Origin of the sequence: Ochrobactrum sp. SFR4 (assembly GCF_019730395.1) — a bacterium.
In the GTDB taxonomy this organism is placed as follows: Bacteria; Pseudomonadota; Alphaproteobacteria; order Rhizobiales; family Rhizobiaceae; genus Pseudochrobactrum.
In genome coordinates this window covers 162480-175093 of sequence record NZ_JAAPBB010000007.1, presented here as the reverse complement: position 1 = coordinate 175093, position 12614 = coordinate 162480, and the positions used below count along the sequence as shown (strand labels likewise).

Below are 12614 nucleotides of genomic sequence, written 5' to 3'. Positions count from 1 at the left end.
TATGACAAAGGCTGTATGCACCTGAATAGAGCCGTAAACTCGTGCCCAAAGATACGGACACGGCTTGATCCTCTGGTATCTAACCGCTACAGCTGTCACATGACAGCCAATATCATTTTGTTTTCATATCTTCGGCCGCTTACGCTTCACACCCGAATTGACTTTATATCTGTGACATTATCATGAATTATTCAACGTCCGAGACCAATTCCCAACTTATGGAAACCATTCCTGATTTCTATGAGACAGCCGTTTTCAAGCGGGATATTTTCTCGGAAACCCGTGCAGGCTATTTTGTCGGCGAGCCGGAAACCCGTATCATCCGCCGTGTTGTCAGCGCAGCCCCGTGGTGGTCCAGCCCGCTGGCATGGTGGCTGGCGCGTCGAGAAATCCGCGGCCTCAAAAAAGTGCGCGGCATCAAAGGCACACCTCAGCTTCTTGCAACAGACAAACACGGATTGTTCCGCACATGGACAGACGGCACGCCGCTGCATCTGGCACGTCCGTCCCATCGCGAATGGTATTTGTCTGCACATCGTATTCTGCGTGATATGCGCCGCATGGGCGTTACTCATAATGATCTGCAAAAGCCGCAAAACTGGCTGATGACGCCGGAAGGCGAAGCCGCTGTGATCGACTTTCAGCTGGCTTCCGTGCATCGCCGTCGTGGCGCCTATTACCGTCTGATGGCTTATGAGGATTTCCGTCACCTCATCAAGCAGAAGCGCAATTTTGCACCTGATCTGATGACCCCGACTGAAAAACGCATTCTGGCACGTCGTTCTCTGCCGTCGCGTATCTGGCTGGCGACAGGCAAAAAAGCCTATAATTTTGTTACCCGCGGCATTTTCAACTGGTCTGATGGTGAAGGCACCGGCGACCGTATTGATAATGAAGGTCCGGCAATTATTGCGGCGCTGAAATCCGACCCGCGCGTGAAAGATGTGTCTCTGAGCCTCTATTCCCTGCCTGCAAAAGGTGTGGGGATTTATGCTTTTGTTGAAACACTCAATGCGGACGAAAAGTCACTGCGTACACGCCTTAAAGGTTATAAAGTCGAACTGATCCAACCAGCTGCACATTTACCGCGTCGTGAGGACGGTACTGTGCGGGAAGATATCCTGCGCCTTGTTGCTATGAACCAGATGACAGAACTGGACGATCTTCTGCTGCGTGAGCCGGATATGCGCCCGTTGGTAGAAGCGCTTGCCGCGCATCGTCTTAACTTCACGGATCGCCGTATCACGCAGATGGAATAGCATTTTCCAGCCTGCAAAACTTTAAAAACGCAACGAATGAAGTGCCTGCAAGCTCTGCAGGTACTTTATTTGTTCTGGTCTATGGCGTTTCGCTTAAGAATCATTACATTCGGAACTATGTCAGACTTTCCAGACGATATTCCCTTCTTCGGGGAGCCGGATGTACCGGCTACACCTAAACCGCAATCTGGTATTGCTGCGCGGGCTATGCAGGCGCGCAACCAGCAACGTGGCGAACCGCCCTATCTGCAAGGACTGAATCCTGAGCAGCGGCAGGCGGTTGAAACGACTGAAGGGGCCGTTCTGGTTCTGGCCGGTGCCGGCACCGGTAAAACCCGTGTTCTGACCACCCGTATTGCACATATTATTCAGCAGGGTATGGCCTATCCGAGCCAGATTCTCGCAGTGACCTTTACCAATAAAGCCGCACGCGAGATGAAAGAGCGTATCGGCCATCTTCTTGGCGGTGCGGTTGAAGGCATGCCATGGCTCGGCACATTCCATTCCATCGGCGTTAAAATGCTACGCCGTCACGCAGAACTGGCCGGCTTGCGTTCTGACTTTACCATTCTTGATACGGACGATGTGATCCGCCTGCTCAAGCAGCTTATTCAGGCTGAAGGGCTTGATGACAAGCGCTGGACCCCGCGCTCCTTCTCGATGATGATCGACGGCTGGAAGAACAAAGGTTACGGCCCGTCTGAAATTTCTGAGGGGGATGCCCGTGCCTTCGCCAATGGCAAGGGACGTGAGCTTTATTATGCCTATCAGGAACGGCTGAAAACGCTGAATGCCTGTGATTTTGGTGATCTTCTGCTGCATCCGATCCGGATTTTCCGCAAACATCCGGACATCCTGCGCGAGTATCACACGAAATTCCGTTATATTCTGGTGGATGAGTATCAGGATACCAACACCGCACAATATATGTGGCTGAGACTGCTGGCGCAGCGCCCTAAATTTACAACACCTCAAGATAACACACCCAACACGACCGACTGGTCGCCCAATTCAGGCAATGATGACTTTTCAGCCGCCCCTGCGGAGCGCAGCCGCGATAGCGGCGACAGCGTGAGCACAAAAAAAATCAACACAGACAGACCTGCGCAGCAGGTCAATCTGTGTTGTGTAGGCGATGACGATCAGTCGATCTATGGCTGGCGCGGGGCGGAAGTGGATAATATTCTGCGCTTTGACAAGGATTTTCCGGGTGCAACAATTATTCGTCTTGAGCGCAATTACCGCTCCACACCGCATATTCTGGGCGCAGCATCCTATCTGATTGCCCATAATGAAGGCCGCCTAGGCAAAACCTTGCAGGCACAGGCTGCTGATCCGGAAGATCAGAAAGTGCATGTGCATGCGGCTTGGGATTCGGAAGAAGAAGCCCGTGCGGTCGGCGAAGAAATCGAACAGGCGCAGCGTCACGGTCATCTGCTTAATGATATGGCTATTCTGGTACGTGCCTCGTTCCAGATGCGTGAGTTTGAAGACCGTTTCGTAACACTCGGCCTGAATTACCGCGTTATCGGCGGCCCGCGTTTCTATGAGCGTCAGGAAATCCGCGATGCGATGGCTTATTTCCGCGTCGTAGCACAGCCTGCCGATGATCTGGCCTTTGAGCGCATCGTCAACACACCTAAGCGCGGTCTTGGTGAAGCCAGCCTGCGCTTGGTGCATGATTATGCCCGCGCAAAAAATATGCCGATGCTGCAGGCGGCAGAAGATCTGATTGCCACGGAAGAACTGAAACCCAAAGCCCGCTCGGCACTGCGTGAAGCGGTCGAGAATTTCCGGCGCTGGCAGGGGCTAATTGACAACAAGTCTCACACGGAACTGGCAGAAATCATTCTCGATGAATCCGGCTATACGGCGATGTGGCAGAATGACCGCTCTGCCGAAGCACCGGGACGTCTGGAAAACCTCAAAGAACTCATCCGCTCCATGGAAGAATATGAAAGCCTTCGCGGTTTTCTCGAACATGTGGCACTGGTGATGGATACGGAACAGAACGAAGGCATGGATGCCGTCAATATTATGACGCTGCACTCGGCCAAAGGTCTGGAATTTAAAACTGTATTTCTGCCCGGTTGGGAAGAAGGCCTGTTCCCGCATCAGCGTGCACTGGATGAAGGTGGCCGTTCAGGGTTGGAAGAAGAGCGTCGTCTGGCTTATGTCGGTCTGACACGCGCCAAGAAAAACCTGCATATCTGGTTTGTGTCCAACCGTCGTATTCACGGCATGTGGCAGACCACGATCCCGTCCCGCTTTCTGGAAGAATTGCCGGAAGAGCATGTGGATATTGCAGAATCCGACAGTTCCTATGGCGGCGGCTATGGCCAGTCGCGCTTTGATGCCGTGGGACGCGGTGATCCGTTTGCCAATTCCTATTCCACACCGGGCTGGCAGCGGGCGCAGCAAAACCGCTCCGATGCCACGCGTAATAATTGGGGTTCGCGCTCCGGTACCAATGTTGAGCGCATCGGCTATGGCGAAACAGATTCCGGCTTCGGTGCCGGTCGCGGTTCGGTCAAAGGCAAGGTCATTGACGGCGAGCTGGTGGCAAAATCCGTTTCCTCGACGCCGTCGGCCTTTAAGGTCGGCGATCGTGTTTTCCATATGAAATTCGGCAATGGCAATGTAGCATCCATCGACGGCAACAAACTGACCATTGATTTTGACCATGCCGGACAAAAACGCGTCATCGACAGTTTTGTAAAGCCGGTATGAGGCGTATCAGCAATGTAGCGCTGTATCGCGATGGCCGGATCCTGTTAGGCAAACGATCACCACACCGCCGGGTCTATGCTAATTGTTGGGCATTGTTCGGCGGTCACTTAGAGGTGTATGAAAGTCCGGCGCAAGCTGCGATCCGTGAATTGCGAGAAGAACTGAGTATACAGATTTCTGATCTGCAATTTGTGCACCAGTTTGAAACCGCTCAGATCACAATGACCGTTTATGCCTGCAACAGCTGGTCAGGCGAACTGCAATTATTAGATGACGAACATTCAGAAATGCGTTGGTTTGATCCGGTTCAGGCGATGACTCTGCCCGACCTTGCACTCCCTGAATATCGGACGACTTTTGAACACCTTTCCCGTCTCATATGACAGAGTCTCATTGCGGGATAAAAATTCCGTTTACCGACAACGCAGAAATAATATTCTAACATTGATCTGTATGAGAGCATAACATCATCTGACAGCAGATTAACGCAGCATAGCATTGCTTAACCGCGCCATAAATCTCCGTTAAATTTCGATCCAAAGAGCGAAGGAGCAGATTTGCCCCTTCGCTTCACTTGTTTTGAAAGAAAAATTTATGTCCGACGCTCATGTGAAAAAATCTTCTGCGCAGGCCAAACCGCTCTATCTGAATTTTGGTTTTCAGGTATTGACCGCAATGGTTATCGGTCTGCTGCTCGGTCTCGTTGCCCGTAATATGGGGCCTGATATCAACGGCAATGCCAACTGGCTGTCTGTCACCCTGCAGACAATCGGCTCGATCTTTGTGCAAATGCTGCGTGCACTTGTGCCACCGCTGGTTTTCACTGCGATTGTGGCTTCTATCGCCAATCTGGCTGCGCTTAACAATGCCGCTAAACTGGTCTGGCAGACCCTGCTGTGGTTTGCCATCACATCCTTTATTGCTGTGCTGATCGGTATTGCGCTGGGTCTGATTATTCAGCCGGGTATCGGCTCCGGTGTTGCCGCAGAGGCTGCCAAAGCGCCAGCCTCTTCCGGCTCATGGCTCGACTTCCTTAAAGGACTGGTGCCTGCCAATATGCTCGGCCTCGAAGCCAGCACCAAACTTGGCAAAGATGCTGCCACCACTTCGCTGAACTTCAATGTGCTGCAAATCCTCGTCATCGCCATTACATTCGGTGTCGCAGCTCTGAAAGCCGGTGATGCTGCCAAGCCTTTCCTCGCCTTCAACCAGTCTTTGCTCGTTGTGGTACGTAAAATCCTGTGGTGGGTTATCCGCCTCACCCCGCTGGGCACGATCGGCCTGCTTGGCCGTGCTGTTGCCCAATATGGCTGGGAAACACTGGTTCAGCTCAGCTGGTATGCCGCAGCCGTCTATATTGGTCTGGCAATCGTACTGTTCGTGGTCTATCCGGCAATCCTGATCTTCCACGGCCTGAAACCATCCCGTTTCTTTGCGGGTGCATGGCCTGCAATCCAGCTGGCTTTCGTATCCCGCTCTTCTGTTGGCACACTGCCGGTAACTGAAGCCGTGACCGAGCGTAATCTGGGCGTGCCGCGTGAATATGCAGCTTTTGCTGTACCGCTTGGTGCCACCACTAAAATGGATGGCTGTGCTGCAATCTATCCGGCGATCTCGGCGATCTTCATCGCCCAGTATTTCGGCCTGCCGCTCGGCCTTCAGGAATATGTGCTGATCGCTTTTGTCTCCGTGCTTGGCTCAGCTGCAACAGCCGGTCTCACTGGTGCGGTGGTGATGCTCACCCTCACACTCTCCACCCTCGGCCTGCCGCTGGAAGGTGTCGGCCTGTTGCTGGCGATTGACCCTATCCTTGATATGGGACGTACAGCTGTTAACGTTGCCGGTCAGGCACTCGTACCGGCCGTTGTTGCCAAGCGCGAAGGTATTCTTGATGAAGCTGTCTATAACAGCGAAAAGAACATCGATGATATCGATCCGTCACATCTGACAGCGCAAGGCGTTGCTGCTTAGAGCCTATCCCGAAAAGTGTGAAACGGTTTTAGGATTAAGATACGCGTAAAAACAAAAAGCCGGAGGAAACTCCGGCTTTTTTATTATCCCTGTCAGGCCGCTCCGGTGATCACATCATAAATCAGCTTCAGGTTCAGCACGATTACACTCAGTGCCACCAGCCATGCACTGGTTGTCAGCCACAGAGGTGACCGCAAAGCGCCCATCTTTTTACGATCCGCTGTAAACATAATCAGCGGCACAATAGCGAATGGCAGTTGCAAACTCAGTACCACCTGACTGAGGATCAGCAAATTGGCTGTTCCTTTATTCCCGTAAATCATCGTCACAATAATCGCCGGTATAATCGCCAGTCCGCGGGTAATCATCCGTCTGACCCACGGGCGGATACGAAAATTGATAAAGCCTTCCATCACGATCTGACCGGCCAGCGTCGCGGTGACTGTTGAGTTCAGCCCCGCACAGAGCAAGGCCACACCAAACAGAATTGGTGCGAGCGTGCTGCCGAGCAAGGGGGCGATCAGCGCTTCAGCCTGCTCAATCTCCACCACATCGGTACGGCCAACCTTGTGAAAGGTTGCAGCTGCCAGAATAAGAATAGACGCATTAACCGCCAGTGCCAGCATCAGTGCGATGGTTGAATCCCATGTGGAATAAGAAATCGCTTCGCGCTTTTCCTCTAAATTACTGCCATATTTACGCGTTTGTACAATGCCGGAATGCAAATACAGATTATGCGGCATTACCGTTGCCCCGATAATCCCCAGCGACAAATAGAGCATTTCCGGATTGGTCACGATTTCTGTTGTCGGTGCAAAGCCACGGATCACAGCCCCCCAATCGGGATCAGCCAGTGCAATCTGCACCAGAAAACACAGGGCAATAATACAAAGCAAAACCAGCACATAGGCTTCGATCCAGCGGAAACCTTTGCTTTGCATATAGAGAACAACAAAGACGTCCAGAGCCGTGAGCAGCACACCCAGCTCCAGCGGCATACCAAACAGCAAATTCAGGGCAATCGCCGTACCGATCACCTCGGCAAGATCGGTCGCGCAGATCGCAATCTCCGCGCCGATCCACAAAAACCACGCCATTGCCGGTGAGTAAGCATCGCGGCACGCTTGTGCCAGATCCCGTCCCGTTGCCACTGCCAGACGGGTACAGAGTGATTGGAGCAGGATCGCCATAATGTTAGAGATCAGAGCTACAACCAACAGCGTATAGCCAAATTTTGAACCACCGGCGATAGATGTGGCCCAGTTACCGGGGTCCATATAGCCGACCGCCACCAGATAGCCCGGCCCTGTAAAGGCCATCAATTTTCTCCAGCGGCTACCATGGCGCGGAACTGCAATTGTACCGTTCACCTCAGCCAGTGATTTCGCTGCCGGTTCCTGACGCCAGGCGCTCAAATTATCAGCACCCTCTGCCAGTGGAAATTCAGTTTTCTTCATGAAAAAATCTTTGCTACAAATGATAATGAAACTCATTTGCAACTAAATGCCTGAATTTTCCTGTCGTCAAGAAAAAACAATTCGTCGTATCGTGACAGGGAAATACAGGCATAAAAAAATGCAGGTTAGAGCGCCGTGCGCCCTCTTGGGCGCACAAAGGTCGCTCTAACACTTAAAAATTACACTTCAGAACCGGCATTTTCTTATAAATAATTTATTGCGGCTTACCTTTTTCCCACATCACATCCCCGCGATAGAGTGGCACAGTTGAAAGTGATGTTTTGGCAGAACCATCCTGCACCTGCGAGGCATGCGCCAGATAAATCAGCGTATTATTGGTCTGATCGTAAATACGGGTAATCACCAGCTTCTTCCAGATCAGGCTGGTGCGCTCGGAAAATACCCGCTCGCCGCCCTTACCTAGTTTAATATCTCCGATGGTAATCGGCCCTGTCTGCTCACAGGAAATCGACGCATTGGACGGATCTTCAAACCAGTTCCCCTTCTGCAGCCGGTCAATCATACCGCGCGAGAAGGATGCAAGATGGCAGGTCACACCCTGCACTTTCGGATCACTGACCGCATCAATCACAATATCATTGCCGAGCCAGTCCACACCAACCTTACCGATTTCCTCCGCCTGCGCCATGTTTACGCTTGTCAAAGGAGACAAGGCCAGCATTGCGCCCAGAGCTGTAACGGTCAGAAATTGTTTCATAAACATCTCCTGCATTCAGGTTTGAATCATCCATGGCAATTGTGGAGTGACCTTACACATCCTCCGCCAAAGGCAGCCACTTATCGAGAAAAGCATTAATCTCCATGGTCTGAATATCCGGCAGCGCTTTATAAATCAGCTCCACCGGCCAGTCCCACCATGCACTCTGCAGCAGGCGCTCAACCGTCTTTTCATCAAAACGCGGCCGCAGAATTTTTGCTGGCACACCGGCAACAATCATATAGGGCGGCACATATTTAGAAACCACTGCATTTGCGCCGATTACGGCACCGGTGCCGATGCTCACACCGGGCAAAATCACCGCACCATGGCCAATCCAGACATCATTGCCGATCGTTACCCGTCGGGAAGAACGATGCGCACGATAATCCATATCCACGCCGATATTGCGGAAATATTCATTCGGCCGGTAGGTCATTTTATGCATAGTCAGGCGCTGCATCGGATGTTCCAGCGCATTGATCCGCACATTGGAAGCAATGGAGCAGAAATGCCCGATCTCGGCATAAATACCCTCGCCGCTGCGCTCCAGATAGGTGAAATTACCAATCTGCACATCACGCAGGATCACCCGTTCAGCGATTTCGGTATATTGTCCGAGTTTAACGGATTTCAGCTGCGCGCTCGGATGAATTTTCGGCTGCACATCACGCGAAAACTGCAAAACATCCTCACTCATCACGTTTTATTCCTGCATAAGTTCAATTTCAAAATTTTCTGAAATTTCATAAAAGATGGGAAAATCACACACACAGCCTTTGCCAAACTGCAGCAAGCCAGCTATAACATTATTATGACGACAGCTGATAGACAGGCCAACGGGCACGAGAGCAGAAAATTGCTTTGGATTAGCGGCGTGGTATTAATCACCGCTCTGGTCGCTGGTGCTTTGTTTGCAGGCTGGATGAATTACAGCGACACCATATTCATGACCATGCTCATGGATGGTATTTCATGGTGCTTCTGAGGATCTGATTTATGCGTAAATATCTTCCCGTTCTGGTGCTGTTTGTTGCTGCTTTCACAATCGGCATTGTCGGCTTTCAGGCCTATCGCGACAAACAAATGGCCTCCGGCGAAGAGAGTCCTTATGGCGGCGCGTTCAAACTTGTCTCTATGAATGGCAGTGAGATCACCGATCAGTCTCTGCGCGGTAATCCTTCAGTCGTGTTTTTCGGTTACACCCATTGTCCGGTTGTCTGCCCGACTACCCTTTTCGACCTCGACAGCTGGCTGAAAGAGCTCGGCCCTGAAGGGGCAGCTATTCGCGGTTATATGGTCACTGTTGATCCTGAACGTGACACACCGGAATATATTCAGAAATACATCACCAATGTCTCCGACCGTATCACAGGCATTACCGGCGACCCGAAGGACATTGCTGCGATGCTGAAGTCCTATAATATCTATGCCAAGAAAGTTGACGAAGACGGCGAAAATTACACGATGGATCACACCGCATCTATCCTGCTTCTCGATAAGAACGGTCGTCTGCGCTCAACCATCGCCTATGGCGAACCGTCAGAAACAGCAATTTCCAAGCTGAAACGTCTGGCAGCAGGCTGATTATAGCGGAGGATAGCATTCGCATCTGACCAAGCTTCGTGATAGAGCAGTTTTCCTGAGTAAGGAAACTGCTCTATTCTTTTTTATAACTCCAATTCAGAGACCCCACATGGCACAGTACCGCTTATATCTCACACGGGACAAAGATCAGGCTGAGCAGATTTTCGATCTGCTTGAACCGGTATTTGAAGAAGATGGTCTGCCGCTGGCCAACACTGAAATTGATGAGGACAAGCAGATTTATGAAATCTCGCTTTATACCGAAGATAAAGCCGGTGCTGACGAAGCCCTGCCGCGCATGGCAGCTTGTCTGGGCCTGAAACCGGACGAAATCGGCGTGGAAGAACTGCCGGATATTGACTGGGTTCTGCATTCCCTTGAAGGTCTGAAGCCTGTACGCGCCGGCCGTTTTTTCGTTCATGGTTCCCATGACCGCGACAAGCTGCAGGACAGCGATATCGGCATTGAAATCGATGCAGGTCTTGCTTTTGGTACCGGCCATCACGGCACCACCGCCAGTTGCCTTGAGATGATTGAAGAAATCGTCGCGCTTGAAGAGCCGAAAAATGTACTGGATCTCGGCACCGGCAGCGCCGTTCTGGCCATTGCTGTTGCCAAATTACGCGACATTCCGGTACTTGCTACTGATATTGATCCTGTTGCCGTTGATGTGGCGCAGGAAAATGTGGTGAAGAACGGTGCCGACAAATGGGTTTCAACCCTCACCGCCACCGGCTTTGACAATCCTGATATGCAAGCTCGGGCACCTTTTGACCTGATCGTTGCCAATATTCTTGCCAATCCGCTGATTGAACTGGCAAGCGAGATGCGCCAGCATGTGAAAGATAATGGCTCGCTGATCCTGTCCGGCATTCTGGAAACCCAGCGCGACAGCGTTCTTGCAGCCTATGAAGCGGCTGGTATTGAACATCACAAAACTATTTACAAAGAAAGCTGGGTTGCTCTTCACCTGAAGCCAAAGCTCTGATTATAATCGGACTTCGAGGGATATATTCAGGATCAGAATCTCATGTTTCAGAACTTTGAAGTCAGCAGCAATCCGGCAACCGGTGCGCCGCGTGTAGCCAAATTGCGCGAGGAACTAAACCGTCTTCAGTTGGACGGTTTTCTTGTACCGCGTGCCGATGAGCATCAGGGCGAATATGTGCCGCTGCGTGCTCAGCGCCTTGGCTGGCTGACCGGCTTCACCGGTTCTGCCGGTGCAGCGCTGATCCTGAAAACCAAAGCCTATGTCTTTGTCGACGGGCGCTACACATTGCAGGTTCGTACGCAAACCGATCCGGCAGTCTTTGACATTGAAAGTCTCGTCGACAATCCTCCAGCCACATGGCTGGAGAAAAACGGAAAACGTCTGGTCATCGGTTTCGATCCGTGGCTGCACACAATTGCAGAAACCCGCGCGCTGAAAACAGCTCTTGAAGCACAGGGCGGCAAGCTTGTGCCGGTGCAGGACAATCTGGTGGATCTGGTCTGGACTGATCAACCTGCCGCGCCATTAGAGCCGGTGACAATTCAGCCACTGCAATATGCCGGTCAGGAGCCACGCGCCAAGCTCAACTTGTTGAGTGAAGCAGTTGCGGCAAGCGGCGCCGGTGCAACCATCCTCACTGATCCGTCTTCCGTTGCATGGGCATTTAATATTCGCGGCCGCGATGTCAGCAATACACCACTGCCTTTGAGCTTCGTGCTGATTGCCGCGGATGGTCAGCACATCCTGTTTATTGATAAACGTAAACTGCCGATTGAAACCGAAGCCTACCTCACACAGCTAACCAGGATCGTTGCTCCAAATCAGATGGAAAGCACACTGGCGCAGCTGGCTGGCGAAGGCACCAGCTTCATGCTGGATTCCGCACTTGCCGCGGAAAAACTGCGCATGATCATTACGCAGGCTAATGGCACCGTGGTTGAAGGTACCGACCCTGCCCGTCTGCCGCGCGCGATGAAAAACAAAGCTGAGCTGGACGGCTCCCGCGCTGCCCATGAGCGCGACGGCGTGGCAATGGTCAAATTCTTTTCATGGCTCGACAGCCAACCTGCCGGTAGTGTGGATGAAATCAGCGCCGCACAGCAGCTTGAAACAAGCCGCCGTACTGTTGGTGAAATGTTTCAGAAACCTCTGGAAGACCTGTCTTTTGACAGTATCTCCTGCGCAGGTTCTGACGGCGCAATCATCCATTACCGCGTCAATACAGATACGAACCGCACACTCAAAGATGGTGAACTGTATCTGATCGATTCCGGCGCGCAATATCGTGACGGCACCACAGATATTACCCGTACCGTGGCGATTGGTGAAGTCTCTGCTTTTGAGAAGAAGACTTTCACATTGGTGCTGAAAGGCGTTATCGCACTGTCACGCCTGCGCTTCCCTGTCGGCACGCGCGGTCAGGATATTGATGCCTTTGCCCGTGCCGCTCTCTGGCAGCATGGCTATGACTATGCGCATGGTACCGGCCACGGCGTTGGTTCCTATCTCGCGGTTCATGAAGGGCCGCAGAGCATCTCAAAGCGTGGTGCACAAGAACTCAAAACCGGCATGATCCTGTCCAATGAGCCGGGCTATTATCGTCCGGGCGAATTCGGCATCCGCATTGAAAATCTGATTATCGTCAAAGAGCCGAAAGCAATTGATGGCGGCGATATCGCGATGCATGAGTTTGAAACGCTGACTTTCTGCCCGATTGATCGTCGTCTCATTGATGTTTCTCTGCTCAATACGGACGAACTGACGTGGCTCAATGATTATCATGCACAGACCCGCGACAAATTACTGCCGCATTGCTCGGAAGACGAAAAGAATTGGCTAATTGCAGCGACTGAAGCGCTGTAAATCATACCCGTCTGAACAAAAAAACCGGCGCATGCGCC

General features: G+C 51.9%; 9 protein-coding genes and 3 pseudogenes. 9 read left to right on the top strand and 3 right to left on the bottom strand.

Features of this window, described 5'->3' with window-relative positions; translation table 11 throughout:
* The first annotated feature begins 182 nt into the window (after positions 1–182).
* The 5 genes and pseudogenes from HBA93_RS11090 to HBA93_RS11075 all read left to right on the top strand — a co-directional run bounded on the left by HBA93_RS11090 (position 183) and on the right by HBA93_RS11075 (position 5960).
* Entirely contained in the window at positions 183–1259 is a 1077-nt protein-coding gene (locus HBA93_RS11090) for a serine/threonine protein kinase (protein WP_221723298.1), read from the top strand.
* 117 nt (positions 1260–1376) lie between these two features.
* Positions 1377–2228, top strand: a pseudogene (locus HBA93_RS24745) (ATP-dependent helicase); the annotation flags it as partial.
* A gap of 141 nt (positions 2229–2369) precedes the next feature.
* A pseudogene (locus tag HBA93_RS24740) lies at positions 2370–3989 on the top strand (3'-5' exonuclease); the annotation flags it as partial.
* Entirely contained in the window at positions 3986–4372 is a 387-nt protein-coding gene (locus HBA93_RS11080; RefSeq protein ID WP_221723296.1) for an NUDIX domain-containing protein, read from the top strand. The pseudogene HBA93_RS24740 and the gene HBA93_RS11080, both read left to right, overlap by 4 nt.
* Positions 4373–4583: 211 nt before the next feature.
* Positions 4584–5960 carry a dicarboxylate/amino acid:cation symporter gene (locus HBA93_RS11075; RefSeq protein ID WP_221723295.1) on the top strand — a complete coding sequence of 459 codons (1377 nt, stop codon included), beginning with the start codon at positions 4584–4586 and terminating at the stop codon, positions 5958–5960.
* 92 nt (positions 5961–6052) lie between these two features.
* Here the strand turns inward: HBA93_RS11075 and HBA93_RS11070 are convergent, their stop codons facing one another.
* The 3 genes and pseudogenes from HBA93_RS11070 to HBA93_RS11060 all read right to left on the bottom strand — a co-directional run bounded on the left by HBA93_RS11070 (position 6053) and on the right by HBA93_RS11060 (position 8835).
* Positions 6053–7417: an Nramp family divalent metal transporter gene (locus HBA93_RS11070; protein ID WP_221723294.1), complete on the bottom strand. Its 1365-nt coding sequence runs from the start codon at positions 7415–7417 to the stop codon at positions 6053–6055.
* Positions 7418–7631: 214 nt separating this feature from the next.
* A pseudogene (locus HBA93_RS11065) lies at positions 7632–8063 on the bottom strand (CreA family protein); the annotation flags it as partial.
* A 124-nt stretch (positions 8064–8187) separates the two neighbouring features.
* A complete protein-coding gene (locus tag HBA93_RS11060; RefSeq protein WP_221723293.1) occupies positions 8188–8835 on the bottom strand; it encodes a DapH/DapD/GlmU-related protein in 648 nt (215 codons plus the stop codon).
* Between the two features lie 159 nt (positions 8836–8994).
* On the opposite strand from HBA93_RS11060, the gene HBA93_RS24150 reads away from it, so the two are divergent.
* From HBA93_RS24150 to HBA93_RS11045, 4 genes are all read left to right on the top strand, one after another.
* On the top strand, positions 8995–9123 hold the full coding sequence (locus HBA93_RS24150) for a hypothetical protein (protein WP_286201871.1): 129 nt from the start codon (positions 8995–8997) through the stop codon (positions 9121–9123).
* A gap of 11 nt (positions 9124–9134) precedes the next feature.
* Positions 9135–9722, top strand: coding sequence for an SCO family protein (locus HBA93_RS11055; protein WP_022711382.1), 588 nt, complete (start codon positions 9135–9137; stop codon positions 9720–9722).
* Positions 9723–9831: 109 nt separating this feature from the next.
* Positions 9832–10710, top strand: a complete 879-nt coding sequence (locus HBA93_RS11050; protein ID WP_121991450.1) for a 50S ribosomal protein L11 methyltransferase — start codon at positions 9832–9834, stop codon at positions 10708–10710.
* A 42-nt stretch (positions 10711–10752) separates the two neighbouring features.
* Positions 10753–12576 carry an aminopeptidase P family protein gene (locus tag HBA93_RS11045; protein ID WP_221723292.1) on the top strand — a complete coding sequence of 608 codons (1824 nt, stop codon included), beginning with the start codon at positions 10753–10755 and terminating at the stop codon, positions 12574–12576.
* Positions 12577–12614: the final 38 nt, after the last annotated feature.

Excerpts from the sequence above, each read along its gene's own strand:
- HBA93_RS11090 (WP_221723298.1), top strand. The coding sequence starts at position 183 with ATGAATTATTCAACGTCCGAGACCAATTCCCAACTTATGGAAACCATT.
- HBA93_RS11080 (WP_221723296.1), top strand. The coding sequence starts at position 3,986 with ATGAGGCGTATCAGCAATGTAGCGCTGTATCGCGATGGCCGGATCCTG.
- HBA93_RS11075 (WP_221723295.1), top strand. The coding sequence starts at position 4,584 with ATGTCCGACGCTCATGTGAAAAAATCTTCTGCGCAGGCCAAACCGCTC.
- HBA93_RS11070 (WP_221723294.1), bottom strand. The coding sequence starts at position 7,417 with ATGAAGAAAACTGAATTTCCACTGGCAGAGGGTGCTGATAATTTGAGC.
- HBA93_RS11060 (WP_221723293.1), bottom strand. The coding sequence starts at position 8,835 with ATGAGTGAGGATGTTTTGCAGTTTTCGCGTGATGTGCAGCCGAAAATT.
- HBA93_RS11055 (WP_022711382.1), top strand. The coding sequence starts at position 9,135 with ATGCGTAAATATCTTCCCGTTCTGGTGCTGTTTGTTGCTGCTTTCACA.
- HBA93_RS11050 (WP_121991450.1), top strand. The coding sequence starts at position 9,832 with ATGGCACAGTACCGCTTATATCTCACACGGGACAAAGATCAGGCTGAG.
- HBA93_RS11045 (WP_221723292.1), top strand. The coding sequence starts at position 10,753 with ATGTTTCAGAACTTTGAAGTCAGCAGCAATCCGGCAACCGGTGCGCCG.